The organism is Oscillospiraceae bacterium (assembly GCA_015068645.1).
Lineage (GTDB): Bacteria > Bacillota > Clostridia > UMGS1840 > UMGS1840 > SIG452.
In genome coordinates, this window is the sequence record SVKD01000012.1 from 27,899 (window position 1) to 49,020 (window position 21,122).

Annotated in this window: 31 protein-coding genes; 30 read left to right on the top strand and 1 reads right to left on the bottom strand. The window is 41.3% G+C overall.

What is annotated here, in order from left to right; all coding sequences use genetic code 11:
• Positions 1 to 36 precede the first annotated feature (36 nt).
• The 5 genes from lon to E7413_06575 all read left to right on the top strand — a co-directional run bounded on the left by lon (position 37) and on the right by E7413_06575 (position 7,177).
• The gene (gene lon, locus E7413_06555) at positions 37 to 2,439 is read left to right on the top strand and encodes an endopeptidase La (protein MBE7019517.1); all 2,403 of its coding nucleotides are present in this window, start codon (positions 37 to 39) and stop codon (positions 2,437 to 2,439) included.
• A 15-nt stretch (positions 2,440 to 2,454) separates the two neighbouring features.
• Entirely contained in the window at positions 2,455 to 3,705 is a 1,251-nt protein-coding gene (locus tag E7413_06560; protein ID MBE7019518.1) for a histidine--tRNA ligase, read from the top strand.
• A gap of 29 nt (positions 3,706 to 3,734) precedes the next feature.
• Positions 3,735 to 5,537: an aspartate--tRNA ligase gene (gene aspS, locus E7413_06565; protein ID MBE7019519.1), complete on the top strand. Its 1,803-nt coding sequence runs from the start codon at positions 3,735 to 3,737 to the stop codon at positions 5,535 to 5,537.
• Between the two features lie 61 nt (positions 5,538 to 5,598).
• The gene (locus E7413_06570; protein MBE7019520.1) at positions 5,599 to 6,099 is read left to right on the top strand and encodes a small multi-drug export protein; all 501 of its coding nucleotides are present in this window, start codon (positions 5,599 to 5,601) and stop codon (positions 6,097 to 6,099) included.
• A gap of 406 nt (positions 6,100 to 6,505) precedes the next feature.
• Positions 6,506 to 7,177, top strand: coding sequence for an S-layer homology domain-containing protein (locus E7413_06575; GenBank protein ID MBE7019521.1), 672 nt, complete (start codon positions 6,506 to 6,508; stop codon positions 7,175 to 7,177).
• Here E7413_06575 and E7413_06580 read toward each other — a convergent pair.
• Positions 7,161 to 8,099 carry a M23 family metallopeptidase gene (locus E7413_06580; GenBank protein ID MBE7019522.1) on the bottom strand — a complete coding sequence of 313 codons (939 nt, stop codon included), beginning with the start codon at positions 8,097 to 8,099 and terminating at the stop codon, positions 7,161 to 7,163. The genes E7413_06575 and E7413_06580 overlap by 17 nt on opposite strands.
• A 304-nt stretch (positions 8,100 to 8,403) precedes the next feature.
• On the opposite strand from E7413_06580, the gene E7413_06585 reads away from it, so the two are divergent.
• From E7413_06585 to secY, 25 genes are all read left to right on the top strand, one after another.
• Complete coding sequence (locus tag E7413_06585) at positions 8,404 to 8,913, top strand: translation initiation factor IF-3 (GenBank protein MBE7019523.1); 510 nt, start codon at positions 8,404 to 8,406, stop codon at positions 8,911 to 8,913.
• Between the two features lie 48 nt (positions 8,914 to 8,961).
• Positions 8,962 to 9,159 (top strand): 50S ribosomal protein L35, encoded by a 198-nt coding sequence (rpmI, locus tag E7413_06590; GenBank protein MBE7019524.1) that lies wholly within the window; start codon positions 8,962 to 8,964, stop codon positions 9,157 to 9,159.
• Positions 9,160 to 9,221: 62 nt separating this feature from the next.
• The gene (rplT, locus tag E7413_06595) at positions 9,222 to 9,575 is read left to right on the top strand and encodes a 50S ribosomal protein L20 (protein MBE7019525.1); all 354 of its coding nucleotides are present in this window, start codon (positions 9,222 to 9,224) and stop codon (positions 9,573 to 9,575) included.
• A gap of 496 nt (positions 9,576 to 10,071) precedes the next feature.
• Positions 10,072 to 10,386: a 30S ribosomal protein S10 gene (gene rpsJ, locus E7413_06600; protein ID MBE7019526.1), complete on the top strand. Its 315-nt coding sequence runs from the start codon at positions 10,072 to 10,074 to the stop codon at positions 10,384 to 10,386.
• A 167-nt stretch (positions 10,387 to 10,553) separates the two neighbouring features.
• Complete coding sequence (locus E7413_06605) at positions 10,554 to 11,192, top strand: 50S ribosomal protein L3 (protein ID MBE7019527.1); 639 nt, start codon at positions 10,554 to 10,556, stop codon at positions 11,190 to 11,192.
• Positions 11,193 to 11,279: 87 nt separating this feature from the next.
• A complete protein-coding gene (rplD, locus tag E7413_06610) occupies positions 11,280 to 11,903 on the top strand; it encodes a 50S ribosomal protein L4 (protein ID MBE7019528.1) in 624 nt (207 codons plus the stop codon).
• A 1-nt stretch (position 11,904) separates the two neighbouring features.
• The gene (locus tag E7413_06615) at positions 11,905 to 12,192 is read left to right on the top strand and encodes a 50S ribosomal protein L23 (protein ID MBE7019529.1); all 288 of its coding nucleotides are present in this window, start codon (positions 11,905 to 11,907) and stop codon (positions 12,190 to 12,192) included.
• A 14-nt stretch (positions 12,193 to 12,206) separates the two neighbouring features.
• A complete protein-coding gene (gene rplB, locus E7413_06620) occupies positions 12,207 to 13,040 on the top strand; it encodes a 50S ribosomal protein L2 (protein MBE7019530.1) in 834 nt (277 codons plus the stop codon).
• A gap of 90 nt (positions 13,041 to 13,130) precedes the next feature.
• Positions 13,131 to 13,403 carry a 30S ribosomal protein S19 gene (gene rpsS, locus E7413_06625; GenBank protein ID MBE7019531.1) on the top strand — a complete coding sequence of 91 codons (273 nt, stop codon included), beginning with the start codon at positions 13,131 to 13,133 and terminating at the stop codon, positions 13,401 to 13,403.
• A gap of 78 nt (positions 13,404 to 13,481) precedes the next feature.
• Positions 13,482 to 13,817: a 50S ribosomal protein L22 gene (locus E7413_06630; GenBank protein ID MBE7019532.1), complete on the top strand. Its 336-nt coding sequence runs from the start codon at positions 13,482 to 13,484 to the stop codon at positions 13,815 to 13,817.
• 12 nt (positions 13,818 to 13,829) lie between these two features.
• The gene (gene rpsC, locus E7413_06635) at positions 13,830 to 14,507 is read left to right on the top strand and encodes a 30S ribosomal protein S3 (protein MBE7019533.1); all 678 of its coding nucleotides are present in this window, start codon (positions 13,830 to 13,832) and stop codon (positions 14,505 to 14,507) included.
• Between the two features lie 3 nt (positions 14,508 to 14,510).
• Complete coding sequence (gene rplP, locus E7413_06640; protein MBE7019534.1) at positions 14,511 to 14,948, top strand: 50S ribosomal protein L16; 438 nt, start codon at positions 14,511 to 14,513, stop codon at positions 14,946 to 14,948.
• On the top strand, positions 14,938 to 15,138 hold the full coding sequence (locus tag E7413_06645) for a 50S ribosomal protein L29 (GenBank protein MBE7019535.1): 201 nt from the start codon (positions 14,938 to 14,940) through the stop codon (positions 15,136 to 15,138). The genes rplP and E7413_06645 overlap by 11 nt, the downstream gene beginning before the upstream one ends.
• Positions 15,139 to 15,205: 67 nt before the next feature.
• Positions 15,206 to 15,463, top strand: a complete 258-nt coding sequence (gene rpsQ, locus E7413_06650; GenBank protein MBE7019536.1) for a 30S ribosomal protein S17 — start codon at positions 15,206 to 15,208, stop codon at positions 15,461 to 15,463.
• 73 nt (positions 15,464 to 15,536) lie between these two features.
• Entirely contained in the window at positions 15,537 to 15,905 is a 369-nt protein-coding gene (gene rplN / locus E7413_06655) for a 50S ribosomal protein L14 (GenBank protein MBE7019537.1), read from the top strand.
• A gap of 14 nt (positions 15,906 to 15,919) precedes the next feature.
• The gene (locus E7413_06660) at positions 15,920 to 16,246 is read left to right on the top strand and encodes a 50S ribosomal protein L24 (protein MBE7019538.1); all 327 of its coding nucleotides are present in this window, start codon (positions 15,920 to 15,922) and stop codon (positions 16,244 to 16,246) included.
• A gap of 22 nt (positions 16,247 to 16,268) precedes the next feature.
• Entirely contained in the window at positions 16,269 to 16,811 is a 543-nt protein-coding gene (gene rplE / locus E7413_06665) for a 50S ribosomal protein L5 (GenBank protein MBE7019539.1), read from the top strand.
• A 58-nt stretch (positions 16,812 to 16,869) separates the two neighbouring features.
• A complete protein-coding gene (locus tag E7413_06670) occupies positions 16,870 to 17,055 on the top strand; it encodes a type Z 30S ribosomal protein S14 (protein ID MBE7019540.1) in 186 nt (61 codons plus the stop codon).
• Positions 17,056 to 17,202: 147 nt separating this feature from the next.
• Complete coding sequence (gene rpsH, locus E7413_06675) at positions 17,203 to 17,601, top strand: 30S ribosomal protein S8 (protein ID MBE7019541.1); 399 nt, start codon at positions 17,203 to 17,205, stop codon at positions 17,599 to 17,601.
• Positions 17,602 to 17,615: 14 nt separating this feature from the next.
• Positions 17,616 to 18,164, top strand: a complete 549-nt coding sequence (locus E7413_06680) for a 50S ribosomal protein L6 (GenBank protein MBE7019542.1) — start codon at positions 17,616 to 17,618, stop codon at positions 18,162 to 18,164.
• 57 nt (positions 18,165 to 18,221) lie between these two features.
• Positions 18,222 to 18,584 carry a 50S ribosomal protein L18 gene (locus E7413_06685; GenBank protein ID MBE7019543.1) on the top strand — a complete coding sequence of 121 codons (363 nt, stop codon included), beginning with the start codon at positions 18,222 to 18,224 and terminating at the stop codon, positions 18,582 to 18,584.
• A 32-nt stretch (positions 18,585 to 18,616) separates the two neighbouring features.
• Complete coding sequence (locus E7413_06690) at positions 18,617 to 19,123, top strand: 30S ribosomal protein S5 (GenBank protein MBE7019544.1); 507 nt, start codon at positions 18,617 to 18,619, stop codon at positions 19,121 to 19,123.
• A gap of 88 nt (positions 19,124 to 19,211) precedes the next feature.
• Positions 19,212 to 19,391 carry a 50S ribosomal protein L30 gene (gene rpmD, locus E7413_06695; protein MBE7019545.1) on the top strand — a complete coding sequence of 60 codons (180 nt, stop codon included), beginning with the start codon at positions 19,212 to 19,214 and terminating at the stop codon, positions 19,389 to 19,391.
• A gap of 30 nt (positions 19,392 to 19,421) precedes the next feature.
• Positions 19,422 to 19,862, top strand: coding sequence for a 50S ribosomal protein L15 (locus E7413_06700; GenBank protein ID MBE7019546.1), 441 nt, complete (start codon positions 19,422 to 19,424; stop codon positions 19,860 to 19,862).
• A gap of 1 nt (position 19,863) precedes the next feature.
• Positions 19,864 to 21,114: a preprotein translocase subunit SecY gene (secY, locus tag E7413_06705; GenBank protein ID MBE7019547.1), complete on the top strand. Its 1,251-nt coding sequence runs from the start codon at positions 19,864 to 19,866 to the stop codon at positions 21,112 to 21,114.
• The last annotated feature ends 8 nt before the right edge of the window (positions 21,115 to 21,122 follow it).

Consider the following 21,122-nt stretch of genomic DNA (forward strand, 5'->3'; position numbering starts at 1 on the left):
CAAGGAGTTTATTGTATGACAAAAGAAAATCATAATATGATAGAAGAAATCATCACCGAAGAAATGGCGGTTCTGCCTCTTCGCGGCGTGTCTATTTTTCCCCACACGGTGATGCATTTGGATGCCCAGAGAAAAGTTTCTGTGGCAGCAATTGAATATGCAATGCAACACAACAAGCCTGTGTTTTTACTGGCGCAGGTTGATCCTTCGGTGGAGCATCCCAAAGAAGGTGATTTCTACCGTATCGGCACCATTGCCAAGGTAAAACAACTGCTAAAGCTGCCCAACAACTGCGTGAGAGTGCTGGTGGATGCAAGAATCCGCGGAGAAAGTTTTGCTGTGTATGAAAAAGACGGCATGCTCTTCTCCCAGGTGAAACGTTGTCCCAGACGGCAACCTGTCCGTCGTTCCAAACAACTGGAAGCTCAGATTCGTTCCTTAAAGGATGTTTATGCAGAATACTTTAAGCTGGTGGGCAGAATTTCTCCCGATGTGATGGGTGGAATCGTTTCCACAAGCGATATTGAAAAATTAACCGACATTATCTGCGGCAGCTTATTTGTGGATTACGATGAAAAACAGTACCTTCTGGAACTGTTGGATCCTAAGAAACGAGTAACCGAGCTGATTAAGATTTTAACGGCGGAAATTGACCTTCTGCAACTGGAAATTGACATTCAGGCAAAGGTGAAAAGCCAGATTGATAAAAATCAGAAAGAATATTATTTAAGAGAGCAGATCCGTGCCATTCACGAAGAACTGGGGGAAGAGGAAGATGTTCATTCCGAATCCGACGAGTATCTGAAAAAATTGGAGGGCATTCGCACTGCTTTGTCCGAGGATTCCTATGAAAAGCTGAAAAAGCAGATCAGCCGTTTTGCTAAGATGCATCCTCAGGCGCAGGAAACCATGGTGGAGAGAAACTATCTGGACACCATCTTCGATTTACCTTGGTTAAAAACCACCAAAGAAAATATTGATTTAAAGAAATGTTTGGAAAAGCTGGACCGTGACCATTACGGTCTGGATAAAGTGAAAGAGAAACTTTTAGAATACTTGTCTGCCAAAAAGTTTAATCCCGAAATCAAATCCCAGATTTTATGCTTGGTGGGACCTCCCGGTGTTGGGAAGACCTCCATTGTAAAATCCATTGCGGATTCCATCGGCAGAAAATATCAGAGAATGTCGTTAGGCGGTGTTCATGACGAAGCGGAAATCCGTGGTCACAGACGTACCTATGTGGGCGCAATGCCTGGCAAGATTATGTCTGCCATCCGCACCGCAGGAGTGAAAAATCCGCTCATTCTGTTAGACGAAATTGATAAACTTGGTAAGGATATGCGTGGCGATCCTGCCAGTGCTCTGCTGGAAGCCTTAGATAAAGAGCAGAATAACACCTTTACTGACCACTATGTGGATTTGCCCTTTGACTTATCCGAAGTGCTCTTTATCACCACGGCAAACAGTCTGGACACCATTCCCGGTCCCTTACTTGACCGTATGGAAGTGATAGAGTTATCGGGCTATACCCGTTATGAAAAATATCGGATTGCCACTGACTACTTGGTGAAAAAGCAGTACAAAGAGCATAAAATCACTAAGAAAACCTTGAAAATTGACGATAGTGCAATTTATTCCATTATTGATTATTATGTGAGAGAAGCAGGGGTTCGCCGATTAGAGAGAAATCTAGTGACCTTAATCCGTAAAGCGGAGAAAGAAATGCTTCTTTCGGATAAAAAATCCATCACCGTCAATGAAAATAATTTAGAAACCTTCTTAGGTAAGAAGAAATATACCGTTGACCCCAAAAATGCTTTTCCCGAAGTCGGGGCGGCATTAGGTCTTGCCTGGACAGCTGCAGGTGGTGACACCTTGTTCTGCGAAGCAGTAGCCGTGGACGGTACCGGTAAAATTGAAGCAACGGGAAGCTTAGGCGATGTGATGAAAGAATCTGCAAAAATTGCAGTTGCTTACATCCGCTCGGTGGCAGACCGTTTGCATCTGGAAAAAGATTTTTATAAAACCAAAGACATTTATATTCATTTCCCCGACGGAGCAACTCCCAAAGACGGTCCATCTGCAGGGATTACCATTGCTTTGGCGGTTACCTCTGCATTAACCGGCAGAAAAATCCGTAATGATGTGGCAATGACGGGAGAAATCTCCATCCGCGGAAAAGTGCTTCCCATCGGTGGTTTAAAAGAAAAGTCCATTTCTGCACATCGTGCAGGAGTGTTTAACATCATCATTCCCAAGGAAAACGAAAAGGACTTGGAAGACATTCCAAAAGAAATTTTTGATGACTTCAACTTTATGCCTGTCAGCGAATTTTGGGAAGTGTTGGAAATTGCACTCCTTCCAAAAGATGATGACGATTTTATGAATCTTTCTGAAGATTCTTATTCCAATTACAACCTCTACGAGAACAAAATATAAGAAAGGGTGATTATAGTGGCGAAATTAACCGCACCCAAAGGAACCAAAGACGTACTGCCCCAGGATAGTTACCGTTGGCAGTATGTGGAAAGCGTTTTAAAACAAATCTGTAACGATTTTAATTTTAAAGAAATCAGAACCCCCACCTTTGAGGCAACCGAAGTGTTTGCCCGTGGGGTAGGGGACACCACCGACGTGGTAACCAAAGAAATGTACACCTTTTTGGATAAGGGTGGCAGAAGCATTACCCTTCGTCCCGAAGGCACTGCAGGGGTAGCAAGAAGCTTTGTGGAAAACGGACTTTATGCAGGGGTTCTGCCCTTAAAACTGTTTTATCTGATTTCCTGCTTCCGTTATGAAAAGCCTCAGGCAGGCAGACTTCGTGAATTCCATCAGTTTGGGGTGGAAATGCTTGGCACCACCACTCCCAATTCCGATGCGGAAGCCATCATTTTCGGTGCTGAAATTTTCAAGCGCTTAAACATCGGCAACATCACTTTAAACCTGAACAATATCGGTTGTAAGGAATGTCGCAAAGCTTATAACGAAAAATTGAAAGCATTTTTGGAAGCTAAAAAAGATTCTTTATGCGAAACCTGTCAGGAACGATTAGGCAAGAATCCTATGCGAATCTTTGACTGTAAGTCGGAGGTATGCCAGTCCTTAATCAAGGATGCACCCACCATTTTTGACTGTGTGTGTGACGATTGCCGTGACCACTTCAACACCGTGACCGATATTTTAGATACTGTTGGTATCACCTACAAAATTGATAAAGGTATCGTTCGTGGTCTGGATTACTATTCCAAAACCGTGTTTGAATTTGTGTCCGATAACATTGGTGCACAGGGTACGGTGCTTGGCGGCGGCAGATATGACGGTCTGATTGCCGATTTAGGTGGTAACGATGCACCGGGTATCGGCTTTGCCATGGGCATTGAACGTCTGCTCCTTTTGGCAGAAGGTGCTATGGAGGTTTCCAAAGATACACCTGATGTGTTCCTAATTCCCATCGGTGATGCGGCAAAAAAACAGGTTTATCAGCTTGTTTACTCCTTACGTGGACAAGGTATTTCTGCAGAATATGACTTAAATGCTCGTTCCGTGAAAGCGCAGATGAAATATGCCGACAAAATCGGCGCAAAATATACTGTAGTCATCGGGGATGACGAAATTGCTCAGGGAAGCTATCCCGTGAAAAATATGTCAAACGGCGAAACCGTGAATGTGGCTCCCGATGAAATCGTAAACGTAGTAAAAGCGTAATGTAACCATACAGAAAGGATTGATTATAAATGGCTGAAACCTTACAGGGCTTCAAACGCACCAACTATGCAAATGACTTTGATTCTTCCTCCATCGGGCAGAAAGTGTCAGTAGCAGGTTGGGTAAACAAACAAAGAGACATCGGTTCTCTGGTATTCATTGACCTTCGTGACAGAACCGGTCTTGTTCAGATTGTGTTCGATGAAACCATCAACGTGGAACTTTTAAATAAGGCAAAAGGTGTTCATAACGAATATGTGATTGCCGTAACCGGTACTGTTCGTCAGAGAAGCGGTGCGTTTAACAAAAACATCAAAACCGGGGAAATTGAAATTGTGGCAGAGGAATTAAGAGTCCTCTCCGTTTCCGAACCCACTCCCTTTGTTATCGCATCCGATGTGGAAGCAAACGACCAGATTAAATTAAAATACCGTTATCTGGATTTGCGCCGTCCCGAAATGCAGAAAAACATTATCATGCGTCACAAAATCTCCAAAATTGCAAGAGATTACTATGATGAAAACGGTTTTTTAGAAATCGAAACACCCTATTTAACCAAATCCACTCCTGAAGGCGCAAGAGACTATCTGGTGCCCAGCCGTGTGCATCCGGAAAAATTCTATGCACTGCCCCAGTCTCCTCAGCTTTACAAACAGCTTCTGATGTTATCCGGTTTTGACCGCTACATTCAGATTGCAAGATGTTTCCGTGATGAAGACCTGCGTGCAGACCGTCAGCCTGAATTTACTCAGATTGACTTGGAAATGTCTTTCGTGGAAATGGATGACGTTATCGCTATGAACGAAGGCTTCTTAAAAAGAGTATTTAAAGAAGTTTTAGATATGGATATCCAGACTCCCTTTATGAGAATGGATTACAAAGAAGCGATGGAACGCTACGGTTCCGATAAGCCGGACAACCGTTTCGGTCTGGAATTGGTGGACTTGTCCGAAGAAGTGAAAGACGTGGAATTCACTGTATTCCAAAACGCTTTGCAAAACGGCGGAAGCGTAAAATGTATCAACGGGGAAGGTATGGGTGCAAAACTGTCCCGTAAAGAAATTGATGCATTGGGCGAACTGGTGAAAACCTACGGCGGTAAAGGTTTAGCTTATATCGTGGTAAACGAAGACGGCGTAAAATCTCCTATTGCTAAATTTATGACCGAAGAACAGTTGGCAAAAGTGATTGCAAAAGCCAATGCAAAAGCAGGCGACATTATTTTAATTGTTGCAGATAAAACCGACGTGGTTTACACTGTTTTAGGCAGCTTACGTTGTGACCTGGCGAAGAAATTTAATTTATATGACGAAAACTCCTTCTCTTTCCTGTGGGTAGTAAACTTCCCGCTCTTAGAGTTTGATGAAGAAGAAAATCGTTATGTGGCAAAACATCATCCCTTCACTGCTCCTATGGATGAAGATTTGGATAAATTAGAAACCGCACCCGGCGAAGTTCGTGCAAAAGCATACGATATCGTGTTAAACGGTAACGAAATCGGCGGCGGCAGTATCCGTATTTTTGATACCAAATTGCAGGAAAAAATGTTTGGTGTGTTAGGCTTTTCTAAAGAAGCTGCTCAGGAACGTTTCGGTTTCTTAATTGATGCGTTCCGTTTTGGACCTCCGCCCCACGGTGGTATGGCATACGGTTTGGACAGACTGTGTATGCTGATGGCTGGTTGCGATTCCATTCGTGATGTCATTGCATTCCCCAAAGTGCAGAATGCATCCGAACTGATGACCAACGCTCCCGACTTTGTGGATGACAAACAGTTAACCGACTTAAATATTACCTGTGTAAAACCCGAAAAAGAAGAAAACGAAGACTAGTGAAATATGATGTTGCCTGAGTGATTCCTCGGGCAACCCATACATATTCGGAGAAAGAATTATGTTAGATGCAATTAGAAATTCCATTCAAAGCTTCTTTGTGAATCTGCCTTTGCCTTTATGGTTAAAAGTAATGCTTGCTGCCATGATTCCTATGGTGGAGGCAAGGTATTCCATTTTGTTCTTTTTAAATAGCGGAATGCCCTATTGGGAGCTTTATGCACTGAGTGTTTTAGGAAATATGATTCCTGTTCCCTTTATTATTTATCTGTTCCGTCCCTTGCTTGGTTTCTTAAGAAGAACAAAGTTGTTTTGCAAACTTGCAACCAAGCTGGAAGAACGTACCCATAAAAAAGCGGCACAGTTGCAGAAATACTCCGCATGGGGATTGTTTTTCTTTGTGGCACTTCCGGTACCCGGCACCGGTGCTATCACCGGCTCTATGATTGCAGCGCTTTTGGATATGCGAGAAAAATATGCTCTGCCTGCAATTTTTGTGGGAACAATCGTTGCAACTTTTCTGACCTCCGGAGCAGCAAGTTTCCTGCAATGGATTTTTTAGTAACTAAATCATAAAAAACTGCAACATTTTGTTGCAGTTTTTTTGTACCCAAAAAGGGAAAGAAAAAAAGTTGTGGACAAATACGGGAAACTATGTTACAATGAATGTGCTACAACTTTTCAAATTGAAACAACACAATTTCATAACATCAATGCTTGAAGGGCACGCTATTACTAAAAAAGTATAAAAAGCGTATGCTCTTGTTTCGTCATACCTTCAAGCAGTTGATTGTGTTATGATTTGAAAAGTGTGTAGCAACCTTTGAAACGGAGCTGTGCGTTTTTTTGTGCGCGGCTTTCCGTTCTCGGTGGCTGCGCACTTTTTATTTGTTAATTTATATGGCGTGAGGAGGTTTTTTATTTTCAGTCATCAGCAGATAGGTAACAGCCTTTCAAGCAAAATCAGTATGAGAAAGGAAAAAATTATGAAACTTTTAAAACAATTTTTTTTAATCATCTTAACCGTTACCCTTTTGGGGAATATTACGGTATCTGCCCAAAAAACATCTGAGGAACTTGCAGCAGAAGAATTGGTTTCTCTTTCTGTTTTAAAAGGGAATGAAGACGGCGATTTGATGTTGAATCAAACTGTTACCAGAGCGGAAATGGCAGTGATTATCTGTCGCCTTCTGGCATTGGAGGATACCGCAATCAAAAATGTTCCCGCTGTATCTTTGTTTTCCGATGTATCAGAAAATCACTGGGCGGCAGGTTATATTGATATAGTGAAAGCGTATAAAATCGTGAATGGTTATCCTGACGGAACATTTCGTCCTGAAGAGGAAGTTACCTATGCAGAAGTAATCAAAATGTTAGTTGCTACCTGTGGATATCTTCCTAAAGCAGAACAGATGGGCGGCTATCCTATGGGCATGATTATGGTAGCTTCACAGAATGGAATCGCAAAAGGAGTTTCTTTTGCGCAGGACGAACAAGCAACCCGCGGGGAAGTAGCCCTTTTGGTGCAAAATACGCTGGACGTTCCTTTTTTGGTGCAAACGGGGTTCGGAGCATATGAGGAATACTTGGTGAATCCGGATATGACATTGAGAATTCAGCATTTTAAGATGCAACCGTAGTTTCTACCACCACCGGTGCAGGGGGATTGGAAAGTAATTTTGAAATCTGATAGCAGTCAATCCAGATTTGGTTGTTGCCATCCTTTTGTACTTCGTTAAAAATCAGTTGTATTCCAAAATGCAGATGAGGCACCTGAATATTGTTCACGTTCTCTTTGAAACTGTAGCCGGTCTGACCAACATAGCCGATGGTTTGACCGGCTTTTACGGTATGCCCTTCTGCTAAGTCTTTTGCAAAGGGGTGATTTTTTTGCAGGTGGGCGTAATAATAATACCGCATTCCGTCAAAGCTTCGGATGCCGATTCTCCAGCCGCCGTAGCGATTCCAGCCCATCACTTCTATCACACCGTCTTCCACAGCAGCAACGGGAACCCCTGTGGAGGTGAAAAAATCGTGTCCCTGATGCTTTCGCTGAAAGCCGTAACTGCGGCTGTTTCCAAAATCGTCGGAATCGGAATAGTATCCTTTCACGGGATGACGGATTAAAAGTCCGTATTTTAAAACGGGTTTTACAGTTCCGTCTTCCTGCTTTTGTTCTGCCTCGTATTCACCAACCCAGCCGTTTAAAATGGCACCGTAGGCATTTAAGTAATAAGAGTATTGTTTAAGATTTGTGGGGGTATTGGTTTTTAAATATTCTGCAGCATTTGTTACATCTTTTTGGGTAACTTGTTTAAAATTGCCGCCGTTTTTGGCTGCAAGATAACTGAGCAACTTAATAAAGTCTACCCGTTCTTCTTCGTTGCGGCTTTGGATATCCAATTCAATTGCTTGATATAAAAGGGGAGAGGGAATTTGAAATTCCACCCACTTGATATAAGATGCATCGCTTTGCACGTGCAGTGTTTGAAACCAAAATTCACCCGACAGAATGCATACAAGCGCCATGCAAAACAGTGTCAATGAAAAACGAAGCTTCACGAAAGCACCTCCTATATATAATAGTATAATATATGAAATGCTATGTACGGAAAGAACATGGTTTTCTTACCGAAAAGAAAAAATTAAAAAAATACAAAAAAAACTTGACAAATGGAAAAATTGTGTTATAATAACAAGGTAATTGATATAAGAAAGAAGAAGTTTCCGCTTCTCACCTTGGTCGAAAATGTTCGGCAGGTTATCGGATGCGCAGGTGTACTGTGTGTTTTGTGAGGGCGGATTTATCCGTCTTTTTTTGTGTCAAAAACAAAAACGAAAAAACAAAAGATAGGGGTGCTTTTCCATTAGCGTGAAAGAATTACCAATCAATGAGGAAATCCGCGAAAAAGAAGTCAGAGTTATTGGTGCACAGGGCGATCAGTTGGGCGTATTACCCATTAAGGATGCCATGGAAGCAGCAATCAAAGCAAACTTGGATTTGGTTATGATTTCTCCCAAGGCAGTTCCGCCGGTTTGCAAAATCATGGATTACGGTAAATACCGTTTCGAACAGGCGAAGAAAGAAAAAGAAATCAAAAAGAATCAGAAGATTGTTACCGTGAAGGAAGTTCGTCTTTCCGTGAACATTGATACCCACGATTTCAACACCAAATTAAATCAGGCAATCAAATTCTTAAAAGCCGGAGATAAGGTGAAAGTATCAGTTCGGTTCCGTGGCCGTGAAATGGCACATACCAACTTAGGTGCAGATACCTTAAGAAGATTCGGTGAAGCGATTACTGAGGTTGGCACAGTTGATAAACCCGCAAAAATGGAAGGCAGAAGCATGGTTATGTTTTTAGGCCCCAAATAAGCCGTAATTTAGGTTTAGATTTTATATAATAAGAGAGGAGTAATTATCATGCCTAAAATTAAGACACACAGAGGTGCCGCTAAAAGATTTTCTTTGACCAAAGGTGGCAAAGTGAAAAGAGCGAAAGCCGGCAGAAGACACATTTTAAACAAAAAATCCACTAAGAGAAAAAGACACTTAAGAATGGGCGGCTATGCTTGTGAAGCAAATGCAGCAGTAATCAAAAAACTGATTCCTTACAAATAAGTTTTTTTGGAATCGTTTTTTCTAAGATTTGAAATTATAGAAGTTGGAGGATACTAAGAACTATGGCAAGAATCAAAGGTGCTGTTGTCACCAGAAGAAGACATAAAAAAATCTTAAAATTAGCAAAAGGCTACAGAGGCGCAAAAAGCAGACTGTTCAGAACTGCAAATGAAGCAGTTATGAAATCTCTGGTTTATGCATACATCGGCAGAAAACAGAAAAAGAGAGAATTCAGACAGTTGTGGATTGCAAGAATCAACGCTGCTGCAAGAATGAATGGTATCAGCTATTCCAGACTGATGAACGGTCTGAAAAAAGCAAACATCGAAATCAACAGAAAGATGTTATCCGAAATTGCAATTGCAGATCCCGCAGGCTTCACCGCTTTAGTAGAAAAAGCAAAAGCTGCTCTGTAAGATTGAGTTTAAAAAGCGACCGGCTTCCGGTCGCTTTTTGTATGTTTGTTCATTCGCCAAAGAGACAAATATTATTTGGAAAATATACCAAAAAAGGCGTAAAATGGCAGGTTTGAAAAAATTTGAAAAAAATTTAAAAAAATTTCAAAAAACACTTGCAATTTGACAAACTATCTGCTATAATATCAAAGGTTATGTTATGCGATGAAGTGGAAGGTGGCTTCAAAACGGTATAAACCGGCTGTTTTGAAGGGAATTTCCACGGAGTATGTTTGGTTTGAAACCAGGCGGCTAAAAAACGGTAATTCATGATAACGACTTGGTGTACTTACATCATTACCTTTTGATGCCCGAAAATTTTTATGAGCGCTATAAAAATCTTCGGGATATTTTATGGAATAGGTGTGAAACACGAGGGTGAGTGTTAGAAAAATGAACCGTGCAGCCGAAACAGAACACCGAAAAAATTTTGAATTATTTAGGAGGAAACACGGTTATGGCAGCAATGAAAGAAAAAATCAGAATCAGATTGAAAGCGTATGATCACGTTATTTTAGATCAGTCCGCTGAAAAAGTAGTGGAAACCGCGAAAAGAACTGGCGCAGGAGTATCCGGCCCCATTCCGCTTCCCACCAAAAAAGAAATCGTTACTATCTTAAGAGCAGTACACAAGTACAAAGACTCCAGAGAACAGTTCGAAATGAGAACTCATAAGAGAATGATCGATATCTTAAACCCCACCGCGAAAACTGTTGATGCTCTGATGAAATTAGACCTGCCCGCAGGCGTTGAATTCGACATCAAACTGTAATCGACTATTATTATACCATATATATAATAGTATGCGAGTTTTCTCTTACCTGTGTCAAAGAGAATTCGCATGGGCAAAAAAAACGCCCACCTGATACCTCAAAAACTTCTGAGGTACCAAGGTCATGTTGGGCAACCCCCAACCAATAACCATAGGAGGAAAACATTATGGAAAAAGCAATTCTGGGTAAAAAAGTCGGCATGACTCAGCTTTTCTCCGAAACCGGCAAATTTGTTCCGGTTACCGTGATTGAAGCAGGTCCCTGTGTCGTTACCCAAAAGAAAACCGTAGAAATCGACGGTTACAACTCAATTCAGGTTGGTTTTGTGGAAACCAAAGAAAAAAAATCTAACAAACCGTTAATGGGCCACTTCAAAAAAGCTGGTACCGCAATCATGAAATTCTTAAGAGAATTCAGATTGGATGACACCGCTTCTTACAATGTGGGCGATGAAATCAAAGCAGGCGTTTTCGCAGAAGGCGACAGCGTTGATGTAACCGGTATCTCTAAAGGTAAAGGTTACCAGGGCACCATCAAAAGACATGGTCAGTCCAGAATCCCCATGAGCCACGGTGCTGGTCCTGTGCATAGAAGCGCAGGTTCTATGGGAGCTTGTTCTTCCCCGTCTCGTGTATTCAAAGGCAAAAAACTTCCCGGTCACATGGGTAATGTTCAGGTAACTGTTCAGAACTTAGAAATCGTGAAAGTTATGGAAGACAAAAACCTGATCCTTGTTAAAGGTGCAATTCCCGGTCCCAAAGGCGGATTGGTTACCGTTAAGAGCTCTGTGAAAGCTTCCAAGTAATCACAGAAGTTGATATAGAAACTGCTTTTCACCCCGTAGGGTGACAAAACAATGATAATCAGCCTTTGGCTGGAAGGAGGAAATACGATGCCTAAAGTAGCATTATATAATATTGAAGGCAAAGAAGTCGGCGAAATCGAATTAAAAGATGAGATTTTTGCTGTTGAAATCAGCAGTGCCGCTCTTCATATGACTGTGAAAAACTACCTGGCAAATCAGAGACAGGGTACTCAGTCTACCAAAACCCGTACCGAAGTAAGCGGTGGCGGCGCAAAACCGTGGAAACAGAAAGGAACCGGTCGTGCAAGACAGGGCTCCATCCGTGCTCCCCAGTGGAAAGGTGGCGGCGTGGCTTTAGGTCCCAAACCGAGAGATTACAGCTACACCTTAAACAAAAAAACCAGAAGACTGGCATTAAAATCCGCTTTATCTGCAAAAGTTGCAGAAAACAACATTGTTGTTGTGGATAAGCTGGCTATGGACGAAATCAAAACCAAATCTTTTGTTAAGATTTTAGAAAACTTAAAAGTTGATACCAAAGCATTTGTGGTTACCGGTGCAAAAGAAGCTAACTTAATCGCTTCCGCAAACAACGTACCCGGCGTAAAAACTGCAGTGGTTGATACCATCAACACCTACGATGTTTTAAATCACACCAAATTAGTGATTGAAGCATCTGCGGTTACCAAATTAGAGGAGGTGTACTGCTAAGATGAACGCATACGATATCATTATTGCTCCGATCATTTCGGAAAAATCCATGGGCATGCTGGCTGATCAGAAGTACACTTTCAAAGTGAACGCAAATGCCAACAAAATCGAAATCAAAAAAGCCGTTGAAGAAATCTTTAAAGTTGAAGTAGACAAAGTTACAACCTTAAACGTAATCGGCAAAAACAAAAGAGTCGGCGTACACGCAGGCAAAAAATCCGACTGGAAGAAAGCGATTGTAAAATTAAAAGGAACCAAAACAATCGAATTCTTTGAAAGTTTAAGATAAGGAGATGATTGATAATGGCAGTAAAAACTTATAAACCGACTACACCGTCAAGAAGATATATGACCGCACCTGACTTCTCCGTGTTGTCTGATGTAAAACCTGAAAAATCTCTTCTTGTTAAACTGAAAAAACACGCCGGCAGAAACTCCTACGGTAGAATCACCGTAAGACACAGAGGCGGCGGAAACAAATCTAAATACAGAATTATCGACTTCAAACGTGACAAAATGGATATGCCCGCAACTGTTCTGACCTTAGAATACGATCCGAACAGAACCGCATATATCGCATTAGTTCAGTATGAAGATGGTGAAAAGAGATACATCCTGGCTCCCAACGAATTAAAAGTTGGCCATAAAGTTATCTCCTCTGCAACCGCAGATATCAAACCCGGTAACACTTTACCGTTAGCAAACATTCCCGTTGGTACCATCATCCACAACGTGGAAATCACCAAAAACAGAGGCGGTCAGTTAGTTCGTTCTGCAGGTAATGCAGCACAGCTGATGGCTAAAGAAGGTGACTATGCTCAGGTAAGACTTCCCTCCGGCGAAGTTAGAAAAGTGCTGATCGACTGTAAAGCAACCATCGGTCAGGTAAGTAACTTAGAGCATGAAAACGTTACCATCGGTAAAGCAGGTAGAAAAAGACATATGGGTATCAAACCTACCGTTCGTGGTGTTGTTATGAATCCCTGTGACCATCCCCATGGTGGTGGTGAAGGTAAATCACCCATCGGTCGTCCGGCTCCTGTTACTCCCTGGGGTAAACCGGCTCTGGGCTTAAAAACCAGAAAGAAAAAGAAAATCACTAACCGCCTGATCGTGAAGACCAGAAACGGTAAATAATCATCGACATACACCGTGATCCGATTTTCGGATGCGGTACCCCGATAAAACGCACAACTTGTGCGAAAAAATCTACAAGGAGGCAAAAATATGAGCCGTTCAATCAAAAAAGGGCCTTTCGTGGACCCCAAACTTTTGAAGAGAATTGAAGAAATGAATGACAAAGGCGAAAAAAGAGTGTTAAAGTCTTGGTCCAGATCTTCTACTATTTTCCCTCAGTTCGTTGGACACACCGTTGCAGTATATGACGGAAGAAAACACGTTCCCGTATATGTAACCGAAGATATGGTTGGTCACAAACTGGGCGAATTTGCTCCTACCAGAACCTACAAAGGTCACGCAGGTGCAAAAACTTCAAAATAATCCGGGTAATACCAAAAGAACCCGACACATAAGTTTAAATTTTAGAACCACCTAAAGGGTGAAAGAGGAGGAATAAAAATGGAGGCAAGAGCAACTCTCCGTTATGCTAGAATATCTCCCCGCAAGGTAAAGATAGTTATTGATTTAATCAGAAATAAACCCGTTGGTCAGGCTTTGGCTATTTTAAGACATACTCCCAAAGCTGCATCCCCCCTGGTTGAAAAACTGTTATTATCAGCTATCGCTAATGCGGAAAACAATCATAATATGGCAAAAGATGACCTGTACGTTTCCGAATGTTTCGCAAACGCAGGCCCGATTCTGAAAAGAATTCAGCCCAGAGCACAGGGTAGAGCATTCAGAATTGCAAAAAGAACCAGCCATATTACCGTGGTTGTAAAAGAAAAAGAATAGGAGGTATGAGTAATGGGTCAGAAAGTTAACCCGCATGGTTTAAGAGTCGGCGTTATTAAAGATTGGGACTCTAAATGGTACGCTCCGGATCACAAATTCGGCGATACTTTAGTAGAAGACCACAAAATCAGAGTATTCTTAAAGAAATCTCTGTTCCAGGCCGGCATTTCCAAAATTGAAATTGCAAGAAAAGCAAATAAAATCTTTATTAAAGTGTTCACTGCAAAACCCGGTATGTTAATCGGTAAAGGCGGTGCAGAATTAGAAAAAATCAGAGCTTCTGTTGTGAAATTACTGGGCGGTAACGCAAACGTTAACGTAAACATCGTTGAAGTAAAACCCGCAGAAATGGATGCAACTTTAGTAGCTGAAAACATCGCAGCTCAGCTGGAAAAACGTATTTCCTTCAGAAGAGCGATGAAACAGTCCATGCAGAGAACTATGAAGTTCGGTGCAAAAGGTATTAAAACTTCCGTTTCCGGCCGTGTTGGCGGAGCTGAAATTGCAAGAACTGAGCATTATCACGAAGGAACCATTCCGCTGCAGACCTTAAGAGCAGATATCGATTACGGTTTTGCAGAAGCGAATACCACCTACGGTAAGTTAGGCGTTAAAGTTTGGATTTACAAAGGTGAAATTCTTCCTGAAAGCAAAAATGCGAAAAAAAATACTCAAGAGGGAGGAAAATAAGCTATGTTAATGCCTAAAAGAGTAAAAAGAAGAAAACAATTCAGAGGCAGAATGACCGGTAAAGCTTTAAGAGGTAACAAAGTAACTTACGGCGATTACGGTATTCAGGCTACCGAACCCGGTTGGATCACCGGTAACCAGATCGAAGCTGCCCGTATTGCGATCAACCGTTACATCAAAAGAGGCGGTAAAGTTTGGATCAAAATTTTCCCCGATAAACCGGTAACCGAAAAACCTGCTGAAACTCGTATGGGTAGCGGTAAAGGTTCTCCCGAATACTGGGTAGCAGTTGTAAAACCGGGCAGAGTATTATTCGAGCTTTCCGGCGTTGATGAAGTAACTGCCAGAGAAGCTATGAGATTAGCGCAGCACAAACTGTCCGTTAAGACCAAGTTTGTTCTCCGTGAAAAAGAAGTGGAGGTAGAAAGCGATGAAGATTAAGAATATTAGAGATTTAGCGGATAAGGAGCTTAATCAGAAACTCGCTGAGCTGAAAATTGAGCTTTTTAACTTAAGATTTCAACATGCCACCAACCAGCTTGATAACCCCATGAGAATGAAAGAAGTTAAAAAAACTATCGCGAAAATCAAGACTGTATTAAAAGAAAGAGAACTGGGAATTAACCAATAATTTTCCCGTGAGGTTTAGAATCGCTTTTCCCGTTTTTGGCGAAAGGCGGAAATGGAGGAACTAAATCATGTCCGAAAGAGGCTTTAGAAAAGTTAGAATCGGCGAAGTTGTAAGCAACAAAATGGATAAAACCATCGTTGTTAAGATTGAAGATTCTGTAAAGCATCCGATTTACAAAAAAATCATCAAAAGAACCATTAAGTTCAAAGCACATGATGAAAACAACGAATGTAACATCGGCGACAGAGTTGAAATCATGGAAACCAGACCTTTGTCTAAAGACAAAAGATGGAGACTTACAAAAATCGTTGAAAAAGCAAAATAAGAATGTTTCTGCGGTAGTAATACCGTTAATAAAAACGCTTGCGACTTATGTCAGTAAGCAGAGGAGGATTACAATGATTCAGCAAGAAAGCAGAATGAAAGTAGCTGATAATACCGGTGCAAAAGAACTGCTGACCATCAGAGTTCTCGGCGGATCTAAAAAAAGATACGCAAACATCGGTGACGTGGTTGTAGCTACTGTCAAAAAAGCAACACCCGGCGGAGTTGTAAAAAAAGGTGATGTTGTAAAAGCTGTTATCGTTAGAAGTGTGAAAGGTGTTCGCCGTCAGGATGGAACCTACATCAGATTTGACGAAAACGCAGCTGTAATTATTAAAGATGACAAAAATCCGAGAGGTACTCGTATTTTTGGCCCTGTTGCAAGAGAGCTTCGTGACAAGGAATATTCCAAAATTTTATCCTTGGCTCCTGAAGTATTGTAAGGGAGGTAACGAAAATGTACAAAAAAGTGAATGTAAGAAAAGATGACCGTGTAATGGTTATTTCCGGTAAAGACAAAGGCAAAAAAGGTAAAGTTCTGGTAGTATCCCCCAAAGAAGGTAAAGTTATCGTAGAAGGTGTTAACGTTGCTACCAAACACACCAAACCTAAAGCTCAGGGTCAGACCGGTGGTATTGTAAAACAGGAATGTCCGATTTATGCTTCCAAAGTAATGCTCGTTTGCCCCAAATGCGGTAAAGCGGTAAGAACCGGTAAGAAAATCCTGGACAATGGCAAAAAAGTAAGATATTGCAAAAAATGCAATGAAACTTTAGGCGAATAAGAAAGGGAGGTAAACTGCGATTATGTCTAACTTAGCTAATTTATATAAGAACGAAGTTGCACCTGCCCTGATGAGCAAATTCGGATACAAATCTGTAATGCAGATTCCGAAAATCGACAAAGTTGTTGTAAACATCGGTGTTGGTGAAGCAAAAGACAATGCAAAAGCGTTAGAAAGCGCTGCTGCAGACTTAACCTTAATCACCGGTCAGAAAGCAGTTCTGACCAAAGCGAAAAAATCCGTATCTAACTTCAAATTAAGAGAAGGTATGAACATTGGATGTAAAGTTACTTTACGTGGCGAAAGAATGTATGAATTTATCGAAAGATTATTCTGCATCGCTCTTCCCCGTGTAAGAGACTTCAGAGGTATTAGCGCAAACTCTTTTGACGGCCGCGGCAACTACGCATTCGGTATCAAAGAACAGCTGATTTTCCCGGAAATCGAATACGATAAGGTAGAAAAAATCAGAGGTATGGACATTGCATTCGTTACCACTGCAAAAACTGACGAAGAAGCAAAAGAATTACTGACTCTGATGGGCGCTCCCTTCATTAAAGCGTAAGCGTCGATTTCTGAAGATTCCCAAAACACAAGAGTAAAGTGAAAGGAAATGGAAACAAATGGCTAAAAAATCTATGATTAATAAGCAGCAGAAACCCCAGAAGTTCAGCACCAGAGAATACAACAGATGTAAAATCTGCGGCAGACCTCATGCTTATCTTAGAAAATATGGCATTTGCCGTATTTGCTTCAGAGAACTGGCATACAAAGGTCAGATTCCCGGCGTGAAAAAAGCAAGCTGGTAAGATTGGTTTTTGCAGGCGAAAGACTGTAACTGCCCGAAAGGGCAGAAAAGTCCCCCGATGGGGCACGTAAAGAATTAAGAACAAGGTTTTAGGTAAGTCGTATCACCTTGGCGTGATAAACAATACCTTAAAAAAGGAGGCTATACAATGCAGATCACAGATCCTATTGCAGATATGCTTACAAGAATTAGAAATGCAGGTACAGCAAAACACGATACCGTGGATGTTCCCGCATCTAATATGAAAAAAGCAATTGCTGAGATTCTTTTAGAAGAAGGCTACATTAAGAATTTCCAGCTGATTGACAACAGCACTCAGGGCATCATCAGAATCACCCTGAAATACGGTGCAAACAAAACTAAAACAATTAATGGTTTGAGAAGAATTTCAAAACCGGGTCTCAGAGTTTACGCAAAAAGCGAAGAACTGCCGAAAGTATTAAAAGGCCTGGGTATCGCGTTAGTTTCCACTTCTAAAGGAATCATGACCGATAAAAAAGCAAGACAGGAAAATGTCGGCGGCGAAATTCTCGCTTATATTTGGTAATGGAGGGATAAAAGATGTCTAGAATTGGTAAAATGCCGATCTCCGTACCGAATGGAGTAACAGTAACAATCGGCGCTGAAAATTTAGTAACTGTAAAAGGTCCCTTAGGAACTTTAGAACAGAAGTTCAATAAGGACATGGTCCTGAAATTGGAAAATAACGAAGTAACCGTAACCAGACCCAGTGATGAAAAAACACATAGATCCTTACACGGTTTAACTCGTACCATCCTTTCCAATATGATTACCGGTGTTACCTCCGGTTTCTCTAAAGAACTGGAAATCAACGGTGTTGGTTACAGAGTTGCAAAACAGGGTAACAAAATCGTTATGAACTTAGGTTATTCTCATCAGGTTGAGATGGAAGAACGTGACGGTATCACCCTGGATTGCCCCACACCGAATAAAATCATCGTAAAAGGTCCCGATAAACAGAAAGTTGGTCAGTTCGCTGCCAATATCCGTGAAAAAAGACCTCCGGAACCCTATAAAGGTAAAGGTATCAAATACGTTGATGAAGTTATTATCAGAAAAGAAGGTAAAACCGGCGCTAAGAAGAAATAATCGTTTGGTTATGTTCCTTAGCTGTTTTATCAGATTGTTTAAAGGAGTGAATAAACAGTGGTTAAAAAGCAAAACAGTAATGTTGCCAGAGTAAAAAGACATTACAGAATCAGAAATAATATTAAAGGTACTGCACAGAAACCGAGACTGAATGTGTTCAGAAGCTTAAATCACATTTATGCTCAGATTATCGATGACGTTGCAGGTGTTACCTTAGTTTCCGCTTCTACCTTAAGCCCTGAATTCGGCAAGAATCCGGGTGGAAACATTGAAGCTGCGAAAAAAGTTGGTTTATTGGTTGCAGAAAAAGCAAAAGCCAAAGGTATCGAAGTTGTTGTATTCGATCGTGGCGGTTATCTGTACCACGGACGCGTTGCCGCTTTGGCTGAAGGTGCCAGAGAAGGCGGACTGCAGTTCTAATTACACTTTAGTGATAAGGAGGAAATACAATCGTGAATCAAGCTAAATTTGATCCGGCTACGCTGGATATTAAAGAAAAAGTTGTTGCCTTAAACAGAGTTGCTAAAGTTGTAAAAGGTGGTAGAACCTTCCGTTTCTCAGCTTTGGTAGTTGTAGGCGACGAAAACGGTAGAGTAGGTTGCGGTATGGGTAAAGCAGCTGAAATTCCGGATGCAATCAGAAAAGGTATTGAGGATGCAAAGAAAAACATGGTGGAAATTCCCCTGTACAAAACTACTATTCCTCATGAAGTTATTGGTGAATTTGGTGCAGGCAGAGTGTTATTAAAACCTGCTGCTGAAGGTACCGGTGTTATCGCTGGTGGCCCTGCCAGAGCCGTACTGGAACTGGCTGGTATCAGAGATATCAGAACCAAATGTTTAAGATCCAACAATCCCAGAAACGTAGTATCTGCTACTATCGAAGGATTAAAGAGCTTAATGAGTTTAAAAGAAGTGGCTGATAAAAGAGGTAAAACTCCCGCTGAAATCGTGAAATAAGAGGTTTCATAGGAATCAGAACCAAATAAGATGAGTCCGAAAGAAAGGAAATGTGCCTAAAAGTTTTTAAGCACTTGGTATTTTAAAAATGGCTAAATTAAAAGTTACTTTAAAAAAGAGCCTGATCGGTCGTCTTGACAGCCATATTAAGACTGCAAACGCATTAGGCCTGAAAAAAATCAGAGACGAAAAAATCCATAATGATACACCTCAGATCAGAGGTATGGTAAAAAAAGTATCTTATCTGGTAGACTGTGAAGAAGTCTAAAACTAAAATTCATTCGGAGGTGTAAAAGTTATGAGATTAAATGAATTATCTCCGGCTCCGGGTTCCGTAAAAGAGCGTTACAGAAAAGGTAGAGGTCACGCTTCCGGTAACGGAAAACAAGCCGGCAAAGGTCATAAAGGTCAGAAAGCAAGATCTGGCGGCGGTGTAAGACCCGGCTTTGAAGGCGGTCAGATGCCGTTAGCAAGAAGACTCCCCAAAAGAGGCTTCCACAATATCTTTGCGAAAAACTATACCGAAATTCATCTTTCCGATTTAGAAAGATTTGAAAACGGAACTGAAGTTACTGCTGAACTGTTAAAAGAAACTGGCGTAATTTCTAAAATCAATGACGGAATTGTTGTGTTAAACAGAGGAGATCTTACCAAAAAGCTGACTGTAAAAGCTGCAAGATTCTCAAAAGCTGCTGCTGAAAAAATTACTGCTTTAGGTGGAAAGACTGAGGTGATTTAATATGTTTAGCATATTAAAAAATGCATGGAAAATTCCGGATCTGAGAAAAAAACTCTTATACACTTTGCTGTTACTGGTTGTTTTCAGATTAGGATCGCATATCCCTGTTCCCTTTATTAACAGAGATATTTTACCCCAGCTGTTTGGCAGCGGAAATAATACTCTGTTTGGTTTAGCAAACATTATGTCCGGTAATGCTTTAGAGCAAGCAACTATTTTTGCAATGAGCATCACCCCTTACATTAACTCATCCATTATCATGCAGCTTCTGACTGTTGCAATTCCCGCTTTGGAAAAAATGGCTAAAGAAGGGGAAGAAGGCAAAAAGAAAATTGCAAAAATCACTCGTATTGTTACCATCGTTTTAGCATTTGTTCAGGCATCCGGTTTATACATGGCTGTTGTTGATACAAGCTTTAAAGGACCGATCACCTTCTTTGCTGTAGTTCTTACCTTAACAGCTGGTACCGCATTCTTAATGTGGTTAGGTGAGCAGATTAATGAAAAAGGTGTTGGTAACGGTATCTCCATGATCATCTTTGCAGGTATCGTATCCGGTGCTCCTACTGCGCTGTATTCCTTTATCGTAGGTGGAACCAACTGGTTAATCATTGCTGCACTGGCGTTGATTATCCTGGTTGTAATCGGTTTCATCGTTCTGATGAACAATGCTGAAAGAAGAATTCCTGTTCAGTATGCAAAAAGAGTTGTTGGTAGAAAAATGTATGGCGGCCAGAGCACTCACGTGCCGATTAAGGTTGCTATGGCAGGGGTTTTACCCATCATCTTTGCTGTATCTATTATGGCATTCCCTGCAACCATCGCACAGATGCTTGGCGGTGCAGGTACCGGATTCTGGGCAGGCGTTATCCGTGTGTTATCACCCGGTAGCATTTGGTACTCCATCATTTATTTCATTCTGATTATTCTGTTCACATTCTTCTATACTGAACTGCAGTTTAATCCGATTGAAATTGCAAATAACATGAAGGCTAACGGTGGTTTCGTTCCCGGCTTAAGACCTGGTAAACCCACCAGTGACTTCATCCGTATGGTATTAAACAGAATCACTCTGATCGGTGCAATCTTTATTGCGTTGATTGCAGTTGTTCCCACCTTGCTCTCGCACATCAATCCTGCGTTTGCATTCGGTGGATCTTCTCTGATCATCGTAGTAGGTGTTGCAATTGAAACCGTAAAACAGATTGAATCTCAGATGTTGATGAGACATTATAAAGGCTTCTTAGATTAAAATTTTTT